Below are 23,983 nucleotides of genomic sequence, written 5' to 3' on the forward strand. Positions count from 1 at the left end.
TTTTATTATAAAAAGCCTAGAGTGAGTTGAACTTTAAAAGTTATGTTTTTTTGTTATTATAGCCGCAAGAACACATATAAACTTTGCGATTAAAAACTATGTTAAATTGGTCTGATATTGACACTGTATTACTCGACATGGACGGCACCCTTTTAGATCTTCATTTCGATAACCATTTTTGGTTAGAGCTTGTACCGAGCAAAATGGCACAAAAACAAAATATCACCTTTGATGAAGCCAAGGCTGACTTAGTATCTAAATATCAAGCCGTAGAAGGAAGAATTCAATGGTATTGTTTAGATTATTGGCAAAAAGAACTATCTTTACCTATTGTAGAACTTAAACGTGAAATACAACATTTAATAGCAATACGAGAAGATGTGCCTGAGTTTTTAAACGCACTTAAAACCTCAGGTAAAAAACTTGTGTTATTAACAAACGCTCATCCTGAAAGTTTATCTTTAAAAATTGAACGAACCCAAATTGATAAATATTTAGATGAAATAATTTCAACTCATGAATTTGGGGTAAGTAAAGAGCACCAATCGTTATGGCAACAGTTAGAGCAAAGGTTAAACTTTAATAAAAGCCGAACATTATTTGTAGATGATAGCCTCACAATCCTTAAATCGGCGCAAACTTTTGGTATAAAACATTTATTGGCAGTTGCTAATCCTGATAGTAAAAAGCCGGTCAATACGATTAGTCAATTTTCTTCTATCACTGATTACCGAGACTTATTACCAATAAATTAGCGTTTTATCGCTAAGCGCATTAATACGTCAGCAATTTGTTCTAAAGGAACTTGCTTGCTGGCAGCTCCAAGCTCAAATGCCGCTTTTGGCATCCCAAATACGACACAGCTTTTTTCATCTTGCACAAAGGTTTTTGCGCCAGATTCTCTAAGCTTTAATAAACCCTTAGCGCCATCAGACCCCATACCCGTTAAAATACATGCTGTTAAACTCTTTAACCCTAATTTAGCCGTAGAATCAAATAATACATCAACAGCAGGCCTGTGCCTATTCACGGGTTCACTTTGAGATAAGTGACATACTAAATTCTCATCTTTATTTTTGATGCTTAAATGATAATCCCCTGGGGCAATGTAAACAGTGCCTGTTTTTATTATTTCTCCATCTATCGGCTCCTTTACAGTCATAACTGAAGTTCGATCCATACGTTCAGCAAAAGATGTACTAAATACAGGAGGAATATGTTGCGTAATAACAATCGGAGGAAAATGTGCAGGTAAACGCGTTAATACCTCTTTAATCGCCTCAGTTCCACCAGTTGATGCTCCTATTACAGATAAGTGATTAATTTTAAATTTAACAGATTCGGGGTTCGCAATTTTAGCGTGTTTATTTTCTTTTAATGGTAAATAAGGTCTAACTCTAGCGCTTGCAGCTGCACGAATTTTATCATGTAATATATCGGTATATTCTCTTAATTCTTGTGCAACATTTTTAGTCGGTTTAGCAATAAAATCTATAGCGCCTAGCTCTAAAGATTCTAGCGTTGCAGGTGCGCCTTGTTGTGTTAGAGTGGAAATCATTACCACTGGCATGGGCCTTAAACGCATCAAGTTTTTTAGAAAACTAATGCCATCCATTTTAGGCATTTCAATATCGAGAGTTAATACATCCGGATTCAATGTTTTTATTTTTTCTCTTGCATCAAAAGGATCTTCAGCAGTACCAATTACCTGAATATCAGTCGCTATTTGCAAAACTTCTGTTAATAAAGCCCTAATTAATGGGGAATCATCAACAATCAATACTTTTATCATACAACACCTCTTTTTAGGTGATTGGTCTTAAGTTACTAAAAATTAGAACAATTCAATATCGGTATGCGTATCTTGCTCTTCGATTTCGTGTAAGTATCTATTTTCACGCTGTTGAATTGTATCATTGTGCATACTTCTTAATTTCTTAACCTGTGCTTTACCTGTTTCAGGATAAAACAATACTTTCCTGGGCCATGGGCCTCCAACATCATGGGAGTCAACATTAAACCCTTCTTGCTTCAAATACGTAGAAGCAAATTTAATATTGCCTTCTCCAACGTCTGTCATAGACTGAATTATTTGCCCGCCACCAAATAGCTTTACCTTTAAGTTTTTTCTATTACCACCATTTTTAATTATTTCATTAATTAAAAACTCCATCGCCCAATTACCATAACGACAACTTAACTGATCTTCTTCAGTACCCATTGATGCAGCTTTATTGATAGGTAGCATAAAATGATTCATCCCACCTATCCCCATCACATCATCATAAATACACGCTGAGATGCAAGAGCCTAAAACGGTTGAAATAACCTCTCTTTGTTTGGTTACATAAAACTCACCAGGCAATATCTTAGCTACCACGATCTTCCTACTGCGGTCCCAGTACCTTTTTATATGCTCAAACCCGGGATATACCGGTTTAAATTCATGCTGCAAAATACAACCTTATGTGTTCGCTATTAAAAGTAAACCGAGCATACTTTTAACGTTAAACTTCCTGTTATTGTGACTACACGCATATTATTTTATTTTTTGATACATGGTTTTTCCTAGGCCATTAAAATTATTTTGGTCTTTACTCATACTCTCTGAATGACCTAAAAATAAATGACCTTGTGATATCAAAATATTGGAATAATTATCAAATAGATTTTCTTTGGTTTCTTTATCAAAATAAATCACCACATTACGGCAAAAAATCAAATCGAACGGGCCTTTCATTGGCCACTTTTGCAGTAAATTTAACCGTTTAAAGTGAATCATCTTTTTCAGTTCAGGTTTCACTTTGTAGTTGTCGCCTTGTTTATCTTTGAAGAACCACTTCTTTAAAGTGTCCTGATCTAACCCTGTTGTTGAATTAGCTGAATATTCTCCTGAACTGGCCTTTTCTAATACGTTTGAATCTAAATCTGTCGCTAATATTTTAACATTCCAACTTATTGGGAACATATTTGCCACTGTCATCGCGATTGAATACGGCTCCTCTCCTGTAGAGCAACCAGCAGACCAAATCCTAACCCGTTTAGTCGACTTATTATCTTTGAGTAATTTTGGTACTAAGGTTTGTTTTAAAAACTCAAAATGATGCACTTCCCGAAAAAAAGAGGTCAGGTTAGTTGTAATCGCGTTAATAAAATTACTAAATTCAACCTCTTTATTTGATGCTAAATAATCAAGGTACTGTTCAAAACTGTTTAGTTTTAAGCTACGAATGCGCCTAGCAAGTCTGGAATAAACCATTTCCCTTTTATGCTCACCAAGCACGATGCCACATGCCTTATAAACTAAATCAACTATATGAGAAAACTCATTATCGGTAAGTAAAAACTCTTTGCTCACAGTTATTCCTTTATCTTGTTAGATGAAAGCAAAACTATGTTAAATATCAAAGACAGATTTAACATAGCTCGCTAAACAAGTCGTTACTTATTTATGGGTCTAAAACTCTTCCCATTCATCCGCTGAATCAACAAAGTCATCTCCAGTTGACGGACTGGATAACCTTTGTGTCCTACTTGGCGCTGCAACTTTAGGTGCTGGCTTGGAATAAGTTGAAACAGGTAGTGCAGAGGCATTCCCACCAGCGTTAGACTTAAAGAAGGTTAATAACTGACGCATACCATTTGCTTGTTCGGCCATAGATTCACCTGCTGCTGATGCTTCCTCTACCAATGCCGCATTTTGTTGTGTCATTTCATCCATTTGCGTAATGGCTTTATTTACTTGTTCAATACCCGAACTTTGCTCTTCTGAAGCAACCGTAATGTCAGCTATCATTTCAGTTACTTTTTGTACTGAAAGTACAATTTTTTGTAACGTAGTACCTGACTCATTAACTAGTAATGTACCATCTTCTACTTTGCTTACACTGTCTCGAATCAGCTCTTTAATCTCCTTAGCAGCTGCTGCTGAACGCTGAGCTAAGTTCCTTACCTCACCAGCTACAACCGCAAAACCACGACCTTGTTCACCCGCCCTTGCTGCTTCAACTGCTGCATTTAATGCTAGCAAATTAGTTTGGAAAGCAATTTCATCAATTACACCTATGATATCTGATATTTTTTTACTGGAATCGTTAATTTCAGCCATGCTATTCACTGCTCGCTGTACGACTTGACCACCTTGAGATGCTTGCTCTTGTGTATTAGCAGCTAATTCATTAGCAACTTTAGCATTATCTGCATTTTGTCTGACAGTGCTGGTCATTTCTTCCATACTAGAGGCTGTTTCTTCTAATGAAGATGCCTGCTCTTCAGTTCTTTGACTTAAATCTGCATTACCTTGTGATATCTCTTCCGCCCCACTTGCCACTAAAGTAGCCGAAGTATTAATTTGATCTATTACTTCAGTAAGTTTTTCTGCTGTAGTATTGGCATCACGTTTTAGTTTGTCAAAAGATCCTTGATAGTCTTTTTCTATACGTTTAGTTAAATCACCGTGTGCCATCGCATCTAGCATAAAGCCAGTTTCTGCAACTGCGTCATCAACGATTTCAACTAAAGTATTAAGCCCTTGCGTTAAGTTTAAGAAGAAACCTGACTTATCGCCTTCTTCAAGCCGTGCATCCAATTCACCTCGACCAGCCGATGCGATAATCTCATCAATTTCTTTTTCTATTGCCACTTCCGCAGTTCTATCATTCCACTCAACAACTGTACCCACGCGTTCACCATTGTCTGATATGATTGGGTTTGCAATTAAGCTAAAAGTTCGTCCGCCAACTACGATTTCCGTTTTATAGGTGCTGGCTAAATTTTTAAGCATATTTTGTTGATGAGCAGGGTTTTTATGGAATACATCTACATTTTGGCCAACTAGATTATTGCTATTAAAGTTAGGTAAATCTGTACGTATATCAGCTTCTGCATCACGCATCATGCGTTGCACGGCTTCATTCATAAATATAATGTTATTACCTGCATCAGCTATCATTGCATTGGCTGATACATTATCAAGCGCTTGTTTAATACGTAAATTTTCAGCCGCTTCTGCTCGCTCAGCTCGTTCACTCGTTAAACGTTCTGTTTTATCCTCCCACTCAACTACTGTGCCTAAACGCTCACCATTATTATTAAATACTGGCGTGGCAATTAAACCAAAGGTAAAACCCGCTAACTCTAAATCGGTTTGATAAGTAGATTTAAGGTTATCTAACATACCTCTTTGATGTGCTGGATTTTTATGAAAGGTATCTATATTAGTCCCGATTAAACTTGCTACATTAAACCTAGGTAATACTGTACGTAATTGTTGTTCATTAGTTGATAACATGGCTGTTACCGCTTCATTAACATATACAATATTGTAATCAGCATCAGCCATCATTACATTTGCCTGACACACATCCAGTGCACTTACTGTTCGTGCAATTAGAGCGGTTGCTGCGGCTTGATTTTTCTGTTCGGTAATATCACTCGCATATTTTACAACTTTAAACGGTTTTCCATTCAAGTCAAAAATAGGATTGTACGATGCTTGTATCCAGATTTCTTTACCGCCTTGACCAATGCGTTTAAACTCATCCGCTTCAAATTCACCACGATTTAATTTCTGCCAAAATTGCTGATATTCTGAACTAACTTTATATTCTGGCTCTACAAACATACTATGATGTTGACCTTTAATTTCATTTAACTGGTAACCCACAGTATTCAAGAAATTATCATTAGCATTGATTATCGTTCCATCCATATTAAATTCGATAACTGCCTGAGATTTATCGATTGCCGAAATTTGCCCCTCAAAATCAGCCATTATTAATTTAGTACTTGTAACATCAGTGGCGAACTTAACCACTTTATATACATTACCGTTCAAATCAAAAATTGGGTTGTATGACGCTTGTATCCAGATTTCTTTTCCGAACTTACCAATGCGTTTATATTCACCAGTTTGAAACTCCCCACGGTTTAGTTTATCCCAAAACTGCTGGTATTCAGAGCTTGCTTTATATTCAGGCTCTACAAACATACTATGTTGTTTGCCTTTAATTTCGTTTAATTGATAATCAACTGTATTTAAGAAATTATCATTTGCGTTCAGTATAATTCCATCCAAATTAAATTCGATAACCGCATGGGATTTGTCGATTGCTGAAATTTGACCTTGAAAATCTGACATAGCTAATTTAGTTGCAGTTATGTCAGTGGCAAATTTAACTATCTTACACACTTTACCTTGGCTATCTAAAATCGGATTATATGAAGCTTGTATCCAAACCTCTTTACCTTCATTACCAATACGCTTATATTCTGCATTATCGTATTCACCGCGGTTTAATTTAGCCCAAAATTGTTGATATTCGATACTCGCTTTATATTCAGGATCAACAAACATACTATGGTGTTGACCTTGGATTTCGTCTAATCTATAACCGAGTGTCATCAAGAAATTATCATTCGCTGTGATAATCGTTCCATCAATATTGAACTCAATTACCGCTAATGACTTGTTAATTGCAGCTAATTGCTCATTTGAGGTTGCTAGTTCCTTTTCCTCTAAAACCATTAAACGAGACACACTTCTAAAAAAAGCCGGGTAAGCGTCTTGATTTAGGTTATCAAAACCATTTAGGTCATTATTTTTTAAGTAAGGTAAGCTGGAGTCTACTAAGTCAAGTTTGACCGCTAATATATCTATGGTTTGATGCAAATAAAACATGGCGCCACTTGTTGCCAAAACAAATATGACAATCGCCATCATGGTTTGTTGTTCAAAATTAACACCCGCGATTTGCAGGCAAATAATAAAGGATATAAGAATAACAAAAGCTACTATTAGCAGCTTATTCACGAGTTTTGCTCTTAAACTAACTTTTTCCATTTCGCCCCCTTGCGCAAGGAATTTCCTGACTTAATAATTGAAACTTGAATGTATTGAATAGTTAACCTGCTAATAAATCGTGATCTGTTTCTTGTAATAAATTTAACACTCTTTCTAAATGTAAAAGCACAACCATTTTTTCTCCTACATTTACTAAACCATGCACAAATTCGGCATTGTCACTTTTACTAATATCGGGCACCCCCTTGGCTTGTTGTTGGCCTATGCTGTAAACATCAGACACAGCATCTACCACTAACCCCATAATTTTTGAACCTACTTTCAACTCAACTTTAACGACGATAATTACGGTTAATGGTCCATATTTGACAGATGTCAAACCAAACCTTAACCGTAAATCTATAATTGGCACTATAGTGCCTCTTAAGTTAATAGCACCTTTAACAAAAACTGGCGCGTTAGGGATTGCCGTAATTTCTTCCCAGCCTCTAATTTCTTGTACAGTTAAGATATCAACGCCGTATTCTTCTTCATCCATAATGAAAGTTAAAAATTGTTGAATATCTTCTTGATTTACACTTGGTGAATGAAGTTCATTTTGCTGCTGCGACTGCTGTTGTGTTTGTTCCATCTAACCTACCCCAACATAATTTTTACTACTCTTTGGCTACCTATTAAATGCTTTGCACATAATTTAACTATGAATTGATTTCTTATTTACCCAGGCTCTAACATAGAGTTATCAATTGCCAGTTTTTGACTGCCTGCTTTTTTCAAACCAGCTAACTTAATTAGCCCACTGATATCTACAATAAGAGATACACGACCATCACCTAAAATTGTAGCACCTGATACGCCATCCACTTTTTGATAATTAGCTTCTAAGCTTTTAATTACAACTTGCTGCTGCGCTAATAAATCATCAACTAATAAACCCAATTTTTGATTATCACTTTCAACTATGACCAATAAACCTTTATCTAATTCTTCTATCGCACCTGTATGATTAAATATTTGGAATAATCTTAATATAGGTATGTATTCATCTCTAAGTCTAAGCACATCAACTCCTCCACCAACACAGTTGACTTGTTTTAAATCAACTTGTAACGATTCAACAATTGAAATTAGCGGTACGATATAAGTGTGTTTACCTAAAGTGACCAATTGACCATCTAATATGGCTAGCGTAAGTGGTAAACGTATTGTGAAGGTTGAACCTATACCTCGCTCTGAAGTAACGTCAATCGAGCCATTTAATGCATGTATATTTCTTTTAACTACATCCATGCCAACTCCACGACCAGAAAGATCACTTACAGCGTCTGCTGTTGAAAACCCTGGCATAAAGATTAATTCATTTATTTCATCATCTGTCATATTTTCATTGTCACTGATCAAGCCCTTTTCTACCGCTTTTGACTTTATTTTGTCGGTATTTAGGCCATTACCATCATCCATAATTTCAATAACAATATTGCCTCCTTGATGAAAGGCATTTAATGTGACTTTACCAATAGGGTCTTTGCCAGCTTCAATTCTATGTTCAGGTGTCTCTAATCCATGATCCAATGAATTTCGCACTAAATGGACCATAGGATCAGATAGTTTTTCCATTACTGTTTTATCTAATTCTGTTGCTTCACCTATGAGTTTTAGCTCAACTTCTTTATTTAATTTTTGCGAAATGTCACGTACTAAACGAGGAAAACGACTAAATACAAAACTAATTGGCATCATACGAATACGCATGACACTTTCTTGTAAATCTCTTGTATTATGAGCAAGTTGCGCTAAACCTTCTTTAAGCGCCATTTGTTTATTTTCGATCATATCTCCTTCACCAAGTTGAGTTAACATAGCTTGAGTTATCACTAACTCACCAACCATATTAATCAAAGAATCAACTTTATCGATTCCTACGCGTATTGAAGTTGATTCACCACTGGTTTTAGTTGGTTTTTTGGCAGGCTCATTAGAAGCCTCTTTTGTTGGTGCTTTTACGGCATCAGGTTCGGGGGAGGTTTCTACAGCTGCTTTTTCTGGTTCAGGTGTTGCAGTCGCTTCTGGCGTTGCTTCATCATCTTCAAATACCCCTCCACAAAGTGTAATGTCAATCTTTGCATCATCTTCCGCCCATTCAAAAATTTCTTTAATTTTTTTATCATCTTCATGGGTTTCTACAAAAAATGTCCAAGCTAAATAACATTCATCAGGCTGAATATCGTGAATATCTGGTAATTCTGATAAATCACTAGAAACGGAACACTCACCTAAATCAGCTAATTCACTGAAAAGATATAAAGGCTCATTACCAGTTTTAAATAAATGATGTAGAGGTTTGAAATCAACTTGATAGGTGTCTAATGATTTGGCATTAACGCTAGCACCTGAAGCTTGAGAATCGTCATGCACAATATTTAATATTGCTTCAAATTCCGCTTTTAATACATTTGAATCTGTTAAATCAGGTTCTTGTTCTGACTGTAAGGCTCCAAGCATTTCCCTTAAACAATCAACCGATTTTAATAATAGATTTACATGAACCGTTTCGAGGTTTCGCTCACCATTTCTTATTTGGTCTAATAAGGTTTCTAAAACATGGGTCAAATCTGCAACTGAGTTAAAACCAAATGTACCACTACCACCTTTAATTGAGTGAGCCGCTCTAAAAATAGTATTGATGGTTTCTGAGTCAAGATCTCCTGGTTCTAAATTTAGTAATTCAGCTTCCATTGCATCTAAGCCTTCAAAGCTTTCTTCAAAAAACACTTCAAAAAACTGACTAAGATCGATGCTCATATAATCTCCCTATTACATATTGCTTAACGTATTACTTTTTTAATCACAGCTAGTAATTGTTCAGGGTTAAATGGCTTAACTATCCAGCCAGTTGCGCCTGCAGCTTTACCTTCCGTTTTTTTATCTAATCCAGATTCAGTTGTTAGAATTAACATAGGTGTAAATTTATATTCAGGTAATGCTCTTAATTCTCTGATCAAGGTAATGCCATCCATAATTGGCATATTTACATCAGAAATAACCGCATCAAAAGTACCTTGCTTTGCAATCCCTAGCGCTTCACTACCGTCTTTAGCATCTGTAACATCAAAGCCTGCTTTTTTTAGGGTGAAACTAACCATTTGTCTCATAGATGCAGAATCATCTACAGCCAAGATTTTTTTCATAATGACCTCTTATTATGATTGTTCGATTTCTAAAAATGTTAATACCCCAAGCGATTTGGCCGAGGCAATCAAGGCATCGCTTTTACCATGCCATTGAATTTTGAGTTGTGTTGATAATAAGTGTTTTTGTAAGGCGCATAATAATTGCACTGATGCAGTATCGGCTTGTACGACTTGGTTGATATCTATCTCGATTTCTTTACCTTCATTAAGTAGCTCAAGTAAGCTTTGATGTAATGTAGCAACATTGTTTATTTGAAGCTCTTCTGGCAACTGAAACATTAATAATCAATCCTTGTTTATCTTTAGTTAAAAGCTTAGACGGTGATCTTTAATTTTCCACAAAAAATTGATAATCAATTAAATTTAATAGAGATATTTATAAAATAAGGTAATTAAGTGAGTTGATACATGGTGAAATGATTTTTATTATTGAATAAATATCTTGGCTTATGAATTTAACGTGCGACTAAGCTAGATAGCAGACAAATAAAGGTGAATCTATTTAATAGAAACACCAGTATTTAGGATGAAAATCACAGTAAAAGTAGGGATTATTTATTACATAATTCAAACTAATAGAATTGGGTAATCAATTTAAAATCCGTAATAAGCTGCTCTGTATTTACCAAGGGTGGCTGACCTTTTATGAATTCGGGTTTAAAAATAGCTCTAAGTTTGCCTTCATTATCAACTAAAGCAATCGAAGCGCTATGATCTACGGAATATTCTTGCTTATCCTCTCCATGACTTTGACCATCAGTAATAGCATAAATTAAACCTAAATCTCTTACAAAAGGAAAAAGCTGAGTATGCGGCCCTGTAGCGCCAATAAACTCGGGGTTAAAGTATTCTATATACTGCTTTCTTTTCTCGACTAAATCACGAGCAGGGTCAACTGAAATAAACCATATTTTTAAATCATATTCTTTAACGACAAGCTTATGAACCTCATTCAATTTAGCTAAAGTCATAGGGCAAATATCAGGACAATGGGTATAGCCTAAAAATAATAAATTCCATTGGCCTTTTAGTGCCTCATTGTTAATTTCATGCCCATTCTGATCTTCTAAAACAAAAGGTTTAAGCTCTCTAGCCTCTGAATATACGAGTGCCTTAGTCTCTGGAGGTTGCACGTCAAAACACCCAATAACATTACAACCTATTAATAAAATCAATAATATTCTGATCATCATTTTTTTACGCAATAATTGCTTTATCTATAAATAGTGCGATAAAGAGTAACATTAATTGAATAATAGAAAACTTAAATAAATCCATTGCACCATCAGATGTATTTGATAGCTTTAGTTTTGCTGCTTTATAAATAAATACTCCATTTAGAACCATTGCAGCAGCTAAATAAAAGTATTCAGACATGCCTATCAAGTAAGGCAAAATACAAACTAACGCCAGTAATAAGCTGTATAGCAATACGCAAGTTTTGGTAAAGGTAATTCCGTGTGTTACTGGTAACATAGGAATATTGGCTTTTTTGTAATCTTCTCTTCTATGTATCGCTAAAGCCCAAAAATGTGGTGGCGTCCAAGTAAATATTATCATTACTAATAACCAAGGCTCAGCAGCCAGTTGACCTGTTTCAGATACCCAGCCTAATAATGGCGGCATAGCACCTGCTAACCCTCCAATTACGATATTTTGTGGTGTAGCACGCTTTAAATATAAGGTATAGATAAAGGCATAACCTACTAAAGCAAATAAGGTTAACCCTGCGGTTAACCAGTTAGCTGCCAATACCAGACATACAAAACCAATCACAGCAATGGATGCTGAAAACATGAGTGCTTGTTTACGTGATACGCGTCCTTTCACAACAGGTCTATTTTTAGTTCGTGCCATTTTTGCATCGATTTCATGATCTACAATGTGATTTATCACCGCAGCACTACTCGCTAACAACCCAATACCAATTAAACTCAAGCTCTGAAGTAATATATTTCTGCCCATATCTGGTGCTAATGCTAACCCCACCAGCGCGGTGAGTACTAATAAAGCAACCACTTTTATTTTACATAATTCCAAATAATCTTTAATACTTGCAGATTTAACAGCTCTTTTTAAATGTGTTTTTTGTACTAATGTATTTTCCATTTTGCTACTCCTAAAAATTAGGGACGGACTTTTATTATTGTTTCATTCTGTAATTCTTACTTATAAATAACGCGGATTAAGCCCCGCCTACAAAATCGGCTTTGCTATTTTTGAAGTACCTTCTCGTACCTTATGTATGAAATAACTTAAACGGATCAAACTTATTAATAACATAGCAGCCATTAAGTTATGAGCTAATGCGATGCTAATAGGAAAATGCCAATATACTAAAATGCCACCTAATAAAATTTGGCAAATTACAGCAACAACAACAAGCACAGATGCATTTTTAATTTTACGCGTTTGAGCTTGCAGCCAAATGCGAATAGCGACAAATACAATCACAGTTGCTGTGACTATGGCCCAAAATCTATGAACTAAATGAATGGATTGACGCACCTCTGACGATAAAACACCAAACTCATAATTGCTTGACGGAGAAGGAAGTTGAAATACATCAAAAATAGAAAATGTTTGCTGCCAATCACCTGAACACAAAGGTAAACCAACACAATATGGTGCAGCATAGTTTGCTGCCAGCCAACCTCCTAATGCAATTTGTATCAGCAATACAACCAAGGCAATAAGGCACCAAGAGAAATAACCTATTAGAGCAGTGCTTTCTCCTGCTATAGGTTTACTGGTTATACGAAAATATAACAAACTAGATAAAGTTAAGATGGTAAAACCACCTAATAGGTGACCCATTACAATTAAAGGCTGCAAAGCCATAGTCACAGTTAACATGCCTAATATCGCTTGAAATATTACCAGCAAGACTAAAAATATAGGTAGTTTAAGTGGAATGATATGTTTCTTTAATTTAGCTGGGTTTACAGACTGGCTTTTAAAAAGGTAAATAGAATAAAGCATGATAGCTAAAAGCATTAAACCTAAAGTGCCAGCAAAGTATCTATGGATCATTTCTTTCCAAGCTTTTCCTGTTTCAACCACTGCACCGGCGAAGTTTTGCTCAACTAAAGACATATCACTTAAATTTTTAGGCACAGTTAAAAAACCATAACACCCGGGCCAATCAGGGCAACCTAAACCGGCATCACTTAATCTTGTATAAGCTCCTAAACCGACTACCACTACTGCAAATAAACAGCTAAATAAAACTAAAGCCTGATATTTACTTTTAATATATTTAGATATGTTTTTATTCATTATTATTAATCCTTCAACTGCTTAACATCATTATTTTTAAGTTTTTATTATTATTCCTTTATTGTCCCATTAAGAGCTACGAGCATAATTCAACAATTTTTTAAGATCTTTCATCAAACCTTTATTAGTTATTCTATTTGTTTGCTCATCATCGGTTATTGGGTAAACCAATACCACTAACCCCATATGATCTACCAAATATAAAGCGTCTTGTTTTAATTGATTATTGTTATAGACATAATTTTTAAAGCCTTCCTCAGTGACTTCTTCTTTGCCTAATAAAACTAAATCTACCTTGCCTTGATTTTTACCTAGGGCTAAGTGAACATTTTTTAATTCAGCTCTACGAGTGACACATTTATCATTACATTGCCTTGATGAGACATAGACAATAGACCAAGCCTTCGGTTCTATTTCAGCCCAAGATTCTAACTTTATTTCTTGTGATAAAAACTCTCCTTGGTTAACTGTATTTGTTGGTATTAGCTCTAATTTTAATACCGTATATGCCAAGACTAATGGCACGATAAAACTGACGATGAAAATGATCATGGTTTTTTTATTTGTCATTTACTTCTCCTATAGAAACTTGACTACTTAGTGCTTTATTTATATTTTTTTGATTATTATTTTGACCACGTACTGCAAATATAAAAATACCCAAGGCGGCTACGCCTATAAGCAACCATTGCAAAGCATAGGCGTGATGTTTTTCAGGCGGCATTACAACACTTTGATAATGAGGCTGTGCGAGCGGATTTTTATCTATTGCATAAGCCATAAAATTAACTAATGGCTGACTGCTTTGCTCTGTTTGTAGTTTGATATCAATAAATTGAATTTGCTTTGGCCAACCTTTATTTGTGAGCTCTGCTTCATTTAAATAAAAACCTGCTAAGTCACCTTGTTTAAGCTGCACCTTGATGTCAATCTCTTGCTCGGGTAATTGCACTTTAGGTAATTGGTTGCGGCTTTTACCTTGTGGTATCCAGCCAAAATTGACAAGCAATGCCTGTTGACTATTTAAAGGGTAAAAAATGGTGATCACATCATAACCAGGGCGGCCATTTAAGGTTCTATTATCTAATAACCAATATTTATGGGTATCTAGTGTGCCTGTTGTTTTTAATTGTAGGCCGGTTTTATTAAACTTTGCTGGTAAGCTATCAAGCTTAGCCCAGTCAAGCTCGCCTTTATTTTGCATCACATCTATATAGTCTAGCCTTTGTTGTTTATTTTCAGCTCGTTGCAATTGCCATACAGCTAAATAGAAACATGAAGATACTACCAATATCACCAAAATTAGTGATATAAATGAAAACTGATATTGTTTGTTTCTTAAACTAATCAACATAGACACTTCCGGAGAATAAGATGTTAGTTAAAATTATTATTGTTTTATTATTAGTTTTTATCGTATTTAATCTTTTTAAAGCGTTATTTGTTATGTTAAAAAATGACCCTAATGGTCCTTCTATCTCTCAGCTACTAGGTCGCAGGGTCATGTTTTCAGCTCTTGCTATGATATTTATGGTTATTGCTATTATGCTTGGTTGGATCACACCCAATTCAAGCCCGTTTTAGTTACGCGATTAAATTTCCGCCTACAATGTAGGCGGTATTTAGAATCAAATAACATATACAAACATAAATAAAATTAACCACACCACATCAACAAAATGCCAATACCAAGCCGCGGCTAAAAACATAAAATGATTTTTAGCACTAAAATGCCCTTTAAAGATTCTAAGCATCACGATAAACAACATGACAGTTCCTAACGTCACATGCATGCCATGGAACCCAGTCAGCATGTAAAAGGTATTGCCATATATACCTGATTCCAAAGTTAAACCTAAATCATTATATGCATGAATATACTCTTCAACTTGTAAGAACAAAAAACCGACGCCAAGCAATACAGTTAGCATCATAAATACTTTAAGTTGACCTCGTTTATTTTTCTCTAACGCGACATGGGCAAAGTGAATAGTAATTGATGAGGTTAATAGAATTAAGGTATTAATTAATGGCAGGCCTTGCCAGCTCATCGCCTGAGTTGTTTCTCCAGAAGGGGTTGTTAATAGTGGCCAAGCAGCTTCAAAGCCGTTCCATAATACTTCATTGGTCATTGCATTATTATCAGCACCGCCTAACCAAGGTATTGATAACATTCGGGCATAAAATAATGCTCCAAAAAAGGCAAAAAAGAACATGACTTCCGACAAAATAAACCAAGCCATTCCCTGCCTAAAAGAAATATCTAATTGCTTGGAGTATAAACCTGCCATAGATTCATCTATTACATTTTTAAACCACCCAAATAACATATAAAGGATCACTAAAACCCCGACTAATAATACATATTGGCCAGAGCTTGCTTCTTTCCCCATTTGCATTACGGTTAAACCAGCACCAACGGCTATAAAAAATAAGCCAACAGCACCCACAAATGGCCATGGACTTTGTGCTGGTACGTAATACTTTTCATATTGTTCTTTCATTTACTTGCTCCTTGGGTTGAACCCATTTGACCGCTTTTTGTTATATCAAATACGGTGTAGGACAAAGTTAATTCTTCAAATTCTAAAGGGAGTGCTGTGTCTATATAAAACATCAGAGCCAAATCAGCTTCCTCTCCAGGTGCTAATGCTTGTTGATCAAAACAAAAACACTCAATTTTATGCATATATTTAGCAGCAAGTCCCGGTGATACAGAAGGCACAGCTTGCATCAAGCGATTTTCATTACTCACATTTTTTGCTTTAAACACCACCTTACTCATAGCGCCAGGTTGTACTGAAATAATAGCTTGATCAGCAGATACCTTAAAAGGAGCTTGGTTTTGAATGTGAGTAATAAAACCCACATCAACTATACGACTTTTATCGATCATATCGCTCACTTTGGCTTGCTCTAAACTAGGCTTACCATTGAGTCCTGTGATATCGCAAAACACGTCATATAGCGGCACTAATGCAAAAGCAAAACCAAACATACCAATACAGGCAAAAGCTAATTTTCGGATTAATTTCTCCTGACTCGTCATTGTCTAATCCTTGATTTTTGGTGGTGTTTCAAAGGTATGATATGGTGCGGGAGAATCAATTTCCCACTCTAGCCCTTCAGCACCTTCCCATACCTTTGCAGGTACTTTATCGCCACCTTTAACGCACTTATAAACCACAGCCACAAATAGTAATTGTGATAAGCCAAATGCAAAACCACCGATGCTAATAATGGCGTTAAAATCAGCAAACTGCAGCGCATAATCTGGTACACGACGCGGCATTCCCGCTAAACCAACAAAGTGCATAGGGAAAAACAATACATTTACTGATACTAAAGAAAGCCAAAAATGCCATTTTGCTAGTGCAATATTAAACATATTGCCAGTCCATTTTGGCAGCCAATAATACACTCCTGCCATAATGGAGAATATTGCCCCCGTCACTAATACATAATGGAAATGTGCCACCACAAAATAGGTATCATGGTATTGAAAGTCGGCGGGCGTAATTGCCAACATTAACCCTGAAAACCCCCCTATAGTGAATAACACCACAAATGCAATCGCAAACAACATGGGCACTTCAAAAGTTAAAGAGCCTCGCCACATAGTTGCCACCCAGTTAAAGACTTTCACCCCAGTAGGAACCGAGATCAACATAGTGGTATACATGAAAAATAACTCACCCGCTAATGGCATGCCCGTTGTGAACATATGATGTGCCCAAACGATAAATGATAAAAATGCGATAGAGGCTGTGGCATATACCATAGATGCATAACCAAAGAGTTTTTTACGAGAAAACGCAGGGATAATTGAAGAGACGATACCAAATGCAGGTAAAATCATAATATAAACTTCAGGGTGACCAAAGAACCAAAATATATGCTGAAACATAACGGGGTCACCACCGCCCATGGCATTAAAGAAGCTAGTACCAAAATATTTATCGGTCAAAACCATAGTAACAACACCAGCAAGTACCGGCATAACTGCTATTAATAAAAATGCGGTTATTAGCCAAGTCCAAACAAATAATGGCAGCTTCATCCAAGTCATGCCCGGAGCACGCATATTCACTATGGTTACAATCACATTAATTGCGCCCATTATTGAACTTATACCCATTATATGCACTGCAAATACGAATAAAGCGGTATTATCATTACTATATGTTGTTGAAAGTGGTGCGTAAAAAGTCCAACCAAAAGCAGGGCCACCGCCTTCCATAAATAATGATCCAAGTAAAATAGCAAAAGCAAATGGTAAAATCCAAAAGCTCCAGTTATTCATTCTTGGTAGTGCCATATCTGGCGCACCTATCATTAAAGGTACCATCCAGTTGGCTAGACCAACAAAAGCAGGCATGACGGCACCAAACACCATAATAAGACCATGCACAGTTGTCATTTGATTAAAGAAGTGGGGATCGACTAATTGTAAACCAGGCTGAAATAACTCAGCCCGGATCACCATAGCCATGGTGCCACCCACTAAAAACATAACCAATGAAAAGATCAAATACATTGATCCTATATCTTTATGGTTTGTTGTATATAACCAACGTTTAAATCCTTTAGCAGGACCATGATGATCCTCTGCGTGCGCACCATCATGATCTGATATGATCGCTCCTTCATGCGCATTTGTTTGCTCTTGAGAATCTTTTTGATCTTGAGTAATTGAGTTCATTATTCATCACCCCCTAATCTGGTTTTAATTTGGCTAGGTTGTACTAAATCACCCGTATCATTACCCCAAGCATTACGCTCATAAGTTACAATTGCAGCTAACTGTTTTAAAGTAAGTTGTTTCGCAAATGCTTGCATTGCAGTCCCAGGCGTACCATGTAAAACCACATCGATATGTGCATTTACATCGCCTAAAGCGATTGGGCTTGCTTTTAATCCTGGGAATACACCTGGAATCCCTAACCCAGTAGGCTGATGACATGCTGCACAGCTAGACATATAAACCTGTTGACCTAAAGTCATTAATTCTTCTTTTGATAAAGTTTGAGATAATAAAGCTTGATCAGCTTGAGCTGCATTTTGTTTTTCTTGCTGACTTTCATTTAGCCAGGCATCAAACTCAGCTGGCGCTTTAGCAACAACAACAACTGGCATAAAGCCATGGTCTTTGCCACATAGCTCTGCACACTGACCCCTATATGTACCTGGGGTATTTACACGGGTCCAAGCTTCATTGATAAATCCGGGATTAGCATCTTTTTTTACTGCGAAATCAGGTACCCACCATGAGTGGATCACATCATCTGACGTCATTAAAAAGCGTACTTTTTTATCTGTTGGGATCACTAAAGGTTTATCTACTTCAAGTAAATAATGTTCTCCTTTAGTTTCTTTATTGGCTATTTGATCTTGTGAAGTAGACATAATGGAATAGAAATCCACGTCTCCCTTTTTACCTTCATAAGTCAGGTATTCATAGTGCCATTTCCACTGAGATCCGGTTATTTTTATAGTCAGATCTGCTTTTGAAGTATCTTCCATAGCAATCAATGTTTTAGTAGCTGGCACAGCCATACCTATTAATATAATAAAAGGAATTGCAGTCCATAATATTTCTATTTTTGTACTTTCATGAAATTGGGCTGGCTTTGCCCCTTTTGATTTTCTATGACGGAATATAGCCCAAAACATCAGGCCAAAGACAATTATACCTATCACACAACAAATCATAAAAATGATCATATGCAGTTGATAAACGTTTTCACTTATATCGGTTACTCCAGTTCTCATATTAAGCGAGCTATTTGCAAAACTTAATTGAGGGATAAGCAATATAAGCCACAAGGTAAAGCGCACGACACCCATGTGACATCTCCTTTTATGCTTAAAGCAAAGAAATGGTTAAAATATCAATCGAATAAAACCACCTCAGACCAGGTAATTAAATTAAACTTCAAATGCTTTTGCCATTTCACTATTATAATTGGTATTTATTTTGATATATTTTTTATTACCGCTTTAAATAAATTTTATTTTAAACAGCTCTATAACTAAATAGTCCATGATTGTTATTTGTTCAAGTTTTAACAAAAAAATAACATAGATATTTTTGATAAATTTGTTAAATCAGTAAGTTAATTAGAAAAATTCAAGAAGAGGGCTCTAGTCGAAAGCCATAAATATAAGGGGTACAGCCTAAAAAAAGCATATTAATTATTGCAAAACAGTGTTTAATTGATTTTTATTGGCATTAATTGTATTTGAAGAGTTTTTTTTGTAACAATATGATTTTAAAAATAATAAAAAACGCTAATATTCATTTATTAAATAATATTAGCGTTAATGAGTTTGTGTAATACCAATTCTATTAAGTTAGTGATCTAATATAAATTAGGATAAGTTTTCAAGAGCAAGGCGCTTGATTGAGCAATAGCTGGCTATTGGGATTGAAAGCAACGTAGCTATTGTATATTTAGACCATTAAGATTGTTCACATATTTATTGGAATTGGTATACATTTAATTAAATTTATATTACATCCAATCGGCTGTTCTTATAACACCAACTGCTAAACCTTCAATGTCAAAAGACTCACTTTCTAAATCAACTACAATATCAGAAAAGTCTTCGTTTTCAGGATGCAAAAGTACTTGGCTGCCCTTTTTTTCAAAGCGTTTAACGGTTACGTCATCGCCTACACGAGCAACGACAACCTGTCCATTATTTGCAACTTGGGTTTTATGAACCGCTAATAAATCGCCATCCATTATGCCGATATCTCGCATACTCATGCCATTTACGCGTAATAAAAAGTCTGCAGCAGGTTTAAATAATTCAGCTGAAACTTCGTAATGGCTTTCAACATGCTCTTGTGCAAGTATCGGTGAACCAGCAGCGACCTGGCCTATTAAAGGTAAACCAAGTTGCTCAGGTTGTTCGTCTTCAACTACGCGAATACCTCGGCTAGCACCCGGCACCATTTCAATAACACCTTTTTTAGCTAAAGCTTTTAAATGCTCTTCAGCTGCATTTGCACTACGAAACTCGAGAGATTGCGCTATTTCAGCCCTTGTAGGAGGCATACCGGTATCTTTGATAAATACCTTAATTAGTTCTAAAATTTGTGTTTGTCGTTTTGTTAACGGTCGCATACAACTGGGTTTCCATACAGTACATGTTACTGTGAGTATATACAGTTATTTTAAAATGGCAAACAAGTATTTAAAAGATATTTTACTCTTGATAAAGCTTAATGGTCTGTCCAGTTCTATAATAAATGTTGAATTACTGATATCCTTGCGCAAACTTTTTTCTTAGGTGGACCAATGGCGTTTTTTTCTTTTATAAATACAGGGTTTAACTTTCTAGCAAAGTTAACAAATAGCATTTTTGTAAAAAGCAAATTATTTCCTGAAGACCCTTGCTCACAATTAGGCCTTAAAACCAATTTGCCGACCTTTTACATTACAAGACTTAATTCTCAAAGCGATTTAGCTGCGTTAGGTCATCAATGTAAAAAGCTAGGTTTACCTAACCCAAGAAAAAATCAGATCTTAGGTGACTACTCGCTGCCAGGCTTAATCCCATTATCAAATCCGGCGCCTTTATTTGGCTCAAAAAGAAAAAAAACAAATGCGATAGAGCAAGGTGAAATAATATTTAAAGCTTTGCGAGAAAACCCAGAACAAACGGTGCAAATTATTCCAGTCACCATATTATGGGGCAGAGACCCAGGTAAAGAAAAGCCAGGTTTAGGTACTTTATTATCGCACTCGTTAAGTCCTAGCTGGCTAAGAAAGTTACTCGTTGTAATATTTTCTGGTAGAGATAACATGATTCGCTTTAGCCAAGCTGTTGATGCAAGAGAGTTACTCAATAAAAAACATGCTACCGATGATTTACCTCATAAATTAATTCGTGTTGCACGTGCACATTTTCAACGTCAAAAGCTTGCTGCAACAGGCCCTAAACTTCCTTCTAAAGATAAGCTATTTAGAGGCCTTTTAGCCTCAAAAAACATCAAAAAAGCCATTGCTGATGAAGCTAAAAGTAAGAATATCAGTAATGAAAAAGCACAAGAAAACGCTTTAAAGCAACTCAATGAAATTTCAGCCAATTATAACGATGCAGTGATACGCGTTTTTGCCAGAATATTAACTTGGTTATGGAACAAACTTTATAATGGCATTGACGTTAGAAATATTGAGCAAGTTAATGAATTATCACAAAAAGGTCACGAAATAATTTATGTCCCTTGCCATCGAAGTCATATGGATTATTTATTATTAACCCATGCGATCTATCAACAAGGGTTAGTACCACCACATATCGCAGCTGGTGTTAACCTTAACTTTTGGCCTGCAGGACCTATATTTAGACGATGTGGCGCCTTTTTTATTCGTCGTTCATTTAAAGGTAATAAACTTTATTCTAGTATTTTTAAAGAATACCTTTTCCAGTTATTTAACAAAGGTCATTCAGTTAAATTTTATACTGAAGGCGGTCGCAGTAGAACAGGCAGGTTACTAACACCTAAAACCGGCATGTTAGCTATGACGATACAAGCTATGCTTAGAGACTTAGATAGACCGGTTTCTATCGTGCCTGTTTATATAGGTTATGAGCATGTTATGGAAGTAAGCACTTACCTAAAAGAGCTTGCTGGTGACAATAAAAAGAACGAATCTGTATTTGGTATTTTTAAAGCCATTAAAAACCTTAAAAATTATGGCCGAGGTTATGTAAATTTTGCTGAACCTATCAATGTGAATCAATTTTTAAATGATAACCAACCTAATTGGCGAGATTCAATTAGCGATGATGATTCAATCAAACCGCAATGGTTAGGGAGCCAAGTAAGCGATTTATCACAAGAAATCATGGTGAACATTAATAACGCTGCGGCATTAAATTCTATCAATTTATTAGCTTTAATATTATTAAATAGCGATAAACATGCTTTAAGTAAACCTGAAGTGATTACTCAATTAAAGTTGTATTTAAACCTACAAGCTAATGCACCTTATACAGACAGAGTAACGCAACCTAATGAGGATGCACATGCGCTACTTGAGCATGCACTTAAATTAAACAAGCTCAACTTATTACAAGATTCATTTGGTGATATTGTTGCGATTAAAGATAAAGAAAAAGTCTTATTAAACTACTACAGAAACAACGTAATCCATTTGTTTTGTGTACCTAGCTTATTAGCGCGTTTTATTTTGCAACAACAAAAAACGGATATTCAAAGCTGTAAAGCGCTAGTAGAAAAACTCTATCCTTTATTTTCTGCTGAATGGTTCTTAAAACCACTCGCCGATGATTATGTTGCAACAATTTTAAATAATTTAAATGCGCAAGGATTAATTGAAGTCATTGGGAACGATATATCTCTTATTAGTGATTCTAGCAGTGCCTATTTTCAGTTAGATTTATTAAGCCGTATTATTGACTGCACTTTGCAAAGATACGCAGTTGTATTAGGTTTAATTCCAAAATCATCTGGCATTAGTCGTGCTAAATTAGAAATCAGTAGTCAAAACTTAGCGCAAAGGCTCAGTTTGTTACATGGCATTAAAACACCTGAATTCTTTGATAAAAAAGTTTTAAGTAGTTTTATTTTAGGCTTAAAAGAAAATGAATTATTAGAAGTTGATCATAATAATGATTTTCAATCGGGTACTAAATTATTTGCGTTTTATGATGCTGTTACACATTTACTTTCACCAAATGTTTTACAGTCAATAGAACTGACTACATCTCAACATAATGATAAGTGCATAGGCTAATTAAGTAACATTTGATAAATATAAAAATAGGGCTTATTAGCCCTCTTTTTTTATTTATATTTCAATATCAATTCTGATAGTTATCTTTGACGTATCAAGCCTTCCTGCATAGTTGACGCAATTAATACGCCATCCTGATTAAAAAACTGACCTCTTACTAACCCTCTACCACCACTCGCTGAAGGGCTATCAACTGCATATAAGATCCATTCATCCATTCTAAACTCTCTATGAAACCACATCGCATGATCTATAGTCGCAACTTGCATATTTGGCTGCATAAAAGACAATCCATGTGGTTGCAATGCGGTTGGTAAAAACTCAAAATCCGACGCATACGCTAATAAGTATTTATGAATGCGAGGATCATTTGGCATTTCACCATTCGCTTTAAACCACACATACCTATTTGCTAAAGTGACTTCTGGTTTAAATGGACTTTGAAAATTAACAGGCCTCATTTCAATCGGTTTATCACATAATACTTTGTCTCTTATTTTCTCAGGGATCAAATTGGCATTTTCGCGATAAAACTCTAATGATGAACGTAAATTTTCGGGTCCTGGTACATTAGGCATAGATGCTTGATGCGTTACTCCTAGCTCTTCATTATGAAATGAGACTGTCATATAAAATATCGGTTTACCATTTTGAATCGCTTTTACTTTTCGCGTGCTAAAGCTTTTACCATCTCTAATATTTTCGACATCATATACGATAGGTTTAGCGGCATCACCAGGGCGTAAAAAATAGGAATGAAGTGAATGTACCAACCTTTCTTCAACGATTGTTTCCTTTGCAGCTGATAAAGCCTGCCCCATTACTTGTCCGCCAAAAACAGCTTTAAAACCTAAATCTTGGCTATCACCGCGGTAAAGCCCTTCCTCTATGGTTTCTAAATCCAATAATGATAATAAATCATCTAATACTTGACTCAT

At 35.7% G+C, this 23,983-nt stretch carries 22 protein-coding genes; 3 read left to right on the forward strand and 19 right to left on the reverse strand.

Features of this window, described 5'->3' with window-relative positions:
* Positions 1-98 precede the first annotated feature (98 nt).
* Entirely contained in the window at positions 99-755 is a 657-nt protein-coding gene (gene yrfG, locus PSA_RS01290; RefSeq protein WP_042151478.1) for a GMP/IMP nucleotidase, read from the forward strand.
* Here the strand turns inward: yrfG and PSA_RS01295 are convergent.
* From PSA_RS01295 to PSA_RS01355, 13 genes are all read right to left on the reverse strand, one after another.
* The gene (locus PSA_RS01295) at positions 752-1,792 is read right to left on the reverse strand and encodes a chemotaxis response regulator protein-glutamate methylesterase (RefSeq protein WP_042151481.1); all 1,041 of its coding nucleotides are present in this window, start codon (positions 1,790-1,792) and stop codon (positions 752-754) included. The genes yrfG and PSA_RS01295 overlap by 4 nt on opposite strands.
* Positions 1,793-1,834: 42 nt before the next feature.
* Positions 1,835-2,455: a chemoreceptor glutamine deamidase CheD gene (gene cheD / locus PSA_RS01300; RefSeq protein WP_042151484.1), complete on the reverse strand. Its 621-nt coding sequence runs from the start codon at positions 2,453-2,455 to the stop codon at positions 1,835-1,837.
* Positions 2,456-2,539: 84 nt separating this feature from the next.
* A complete protein-coding gene (locus PSA_RS01305) occupies positions 2,540-3,358 on the reverse strand; it encodes a protein-glutamate O-methyltransferase CheR (protein ID WP_042151487.1) in 819 nt (272 codons plus the stop codon).
* Between the two features lie 99 nt (positions 3,359-3,457).
* Positions 3,458-6,526, reverse strand: coding sequence for a methyl-accepting chemotaxis protein (locus PSA_RS01310; RefSeq protein WP_082305780.1), 3,069 nt, complete (start codon positions 6,524-6,526; stop codon positions 3,458-3,460).
* Between the two features lie 376 nt (positions 6,527-6,902).
* Entirely contained in the window at positions 6,903-7,433 is a 531-nt protein-coding gene (locus PSA_RS01315; RefSeq protein ID WP_042151490.1) for a chemotaxis protein CheW, read from the reverse strand.
* 86 nt (positions 7,434-7,519) lie between these two features.
* Positions 7,520-9,604 carry a chemotaxis protein CheA gene (locus PSA_RS01320; RefSeq protein WP_042151494.1) on the reverse strand — a complete coding sequence of 695 codons (2,085 nt, stop codon included), beginning with the start codon at positions 9,602-9,604 and terminating at the stop codon, positions 7,520-7,522.
* A gap of 23 nt (positions 9,605-9,627) precedes the next feature.
* Entirely contained in the window at positions 9,628-9,990 is a 363-nt protein-coding gene (locus PSA_RS01325) for a response regulator (RefSeq protein ID WP_042151497.1), read from the reverse strand.
* A gap of 12 nt (positions 9,991-10,002) precedes the next feature.
* A complete protein-coding gene (locus tag PSA_RS01330; protein ID WP_042151500.1) occupies positions 10,003-10,272 on the reverse strand; it encodes an STAS domain-containing protein in 270 nt (89 codons plus the stop codon).
* Between the two features lie 293 nt (positions 10,273-10,565).
* Positions 10,566-11,183, reverse strand: a complete 618-nt coding sequence (locus PSA_RS01335) for an SCO family protein (RefSeq protein WP_193216558.1) — start codon at positions 11,181-11,183, stop codon at positions 10,566-10,568.
* Positions 11,184-11,190: 7 nt separating this feature from the next.
* Entirely contained in the window at positions 11,191-12,102 is a 912-nt protein-coding gene (gene cyoE, locus PSA_RS01340) for a heme o synthase (RefSeq protein ID WP_042151503.1), read from the reverse strand.
* Positions 12,103-12,189: 87 nt separating this feature from the next.
* Positions 12,190-13,248 carry a heme A synthase gene (locus PSA_RS01345; RefSeq protein WP_127924229.1) on the reverse strand — a complete coding sequence of 353 codons (1,059 nt, stop codon included), beginning with the start codon at positions 13,246-13,248 and terminating at the stop codon, positions 12,190-12,192.
* A 93-nt stretch (positions 13,249-13,341) separates the two neighbouring features.
* Positions 13,342-13,842, reverse strand: a complete 501-nt coding sequence (locus tag PSA_RS01350) for a hypothetical protein (protein WP_042151509.1) — start codon at positions 13,840-13,842, stop codon at positions 13,342-13,344.
* Positions 13,832-14,626 (reverse strand): SURF1 family protein, encoded by a 795-nt coding sequence (locus tag PSA_RS01355; protein WP_042151512.1) that lies wholly within the window; start codon positions 14,624-14,626, stop codon positions 13,832-13,834. Before PSA_RS01355 ends, PSA_RS01350 begins: the two co-directional genes overlap by 11 nt.
* A 20-nt stretch (positions 14,627-14,646) precedes the next feature.
* Between PSA_RS01355 and PSA_RS01360 the strand changes: the two genes are divergently transcribed.
* Positions 14,647-14,856: a DUF2909 domain-containing protein gene (locus PSA_RS01360; protein WP_042151514.1), complete on the forward strand. Its 210-nt coding sequence runs from the start codon at positions 14,647-14,649 to the stop codon at positions 14,854-14,856.
* A 44-nt stretch (positions 14,857-14,900) separates the two neighbouring features.
* Here PSA_RS01360 and PSA_RS01365 read toward each other — a convergent pair whose 3' ends face one another.
* The 5 genes from PSA_RS01365 to lexA form a co-directional block, all read right to left on the reverse strand.
* Positions 14,901-15,776 carry a cytochrome c oxidase subunit 3 gene (locus tag PSA_RS01365; RefSeq protein WP_042151517.1) on the reverse strand — a complete coding sequence of 292 codons (876 nt, stop codon included), beginning with the start codon at positions 15,774-15,776 and terminating at the stop codon, positions 14,901-14,903.
* Positions 15,773-16,321: a cytochrome c oxidase assembly protein gene (locus tag PSA_RS01370; RefSeq protein ID WP_042151519.1), complete on the reverse strand. Its 549-nt coding sequence runs from the start codon at positions 16,319-16,321 to the stop codon at positions 15,773-15,775. The genes PSA_RS01365 and PSA_RS01370 overlap by 4 nt, the downstream gene beginning before the upstream one ends.
* Before the next feature lie 3 nt (positions 16,322-16,324).
* Positions 16,325-17,974, reverse strand: coding sequence for a cytochrome c oxidase subunit I (ctaD, locus tag PSA_RS01375; protein ID WP_231665205.1), 1,650 nt, complete (start codon positions 17,972-17,974; stop codon positions 16,325-16,327).
* On the reverse strand, positions 17,974-19,119 hold the full coding sequence (gene coxB / locus PSA_RS01380) for a cytochrome c oxidase subunit II (RefSeq protein ID WP_042151522.1): 1,146 nt from the start codon (positions 19,117-19,119) through the stop codon (positions 17,974-17,976). Before coxB ends, ctaD begins: the two co-directional genes overlap by 1 nt.
* 668 nt (positions 19,120-19,787) lie before the next feature.
* On the reverse strand, positions 19,788-20,405 hold the full coding sequence (lexA, locus tag PSA_RS01385; protein WP_042151525.1) for a transcriptional repressor LexA: 618 nt from the start codon (positions 20,403-20,405) through the stop codon (positions 19,788-19,790).
* 174 nt (positions 20,406-20,579) lie between these two features.
* Between lexA and plsB the strand changes: the two genes are divergently transcribed.
* Entirely contained in the window at positions 20,580-23,045 is a 2,466-nt protein-coding gene (plsB, locus tag PSA_RS01390) for a glycerol-3-phosphate 1-O-acyltransferase PlsB (protein ID WP_042151528.1), read from the forward strand.
* Between the two features lie 80 nt (positions 23,046-23,125).
* On the opposite strand, the gene tesB is transcribed toward plsB, so the two are convergent.
* Complete coding sequence (gene tesB / locus PSA_RS01395; protein WP_042151531.1) at positions 23,126-23,983, reverse strand: acyl-CoA thioesterase II; 858 nt, start codon at positions 23,981-23,983, stop codon at positions 23,126-23,128.

The organism is Pseudoalteromonas sp. '520P1 No. 423' (assembly GCF_001269985.1).
Lineage (GTDB): Bacteria > Pseudomonadota > Gammaproteobacteria > Enterobacterales > Alteromonadaceae > Pseudoalteromonas.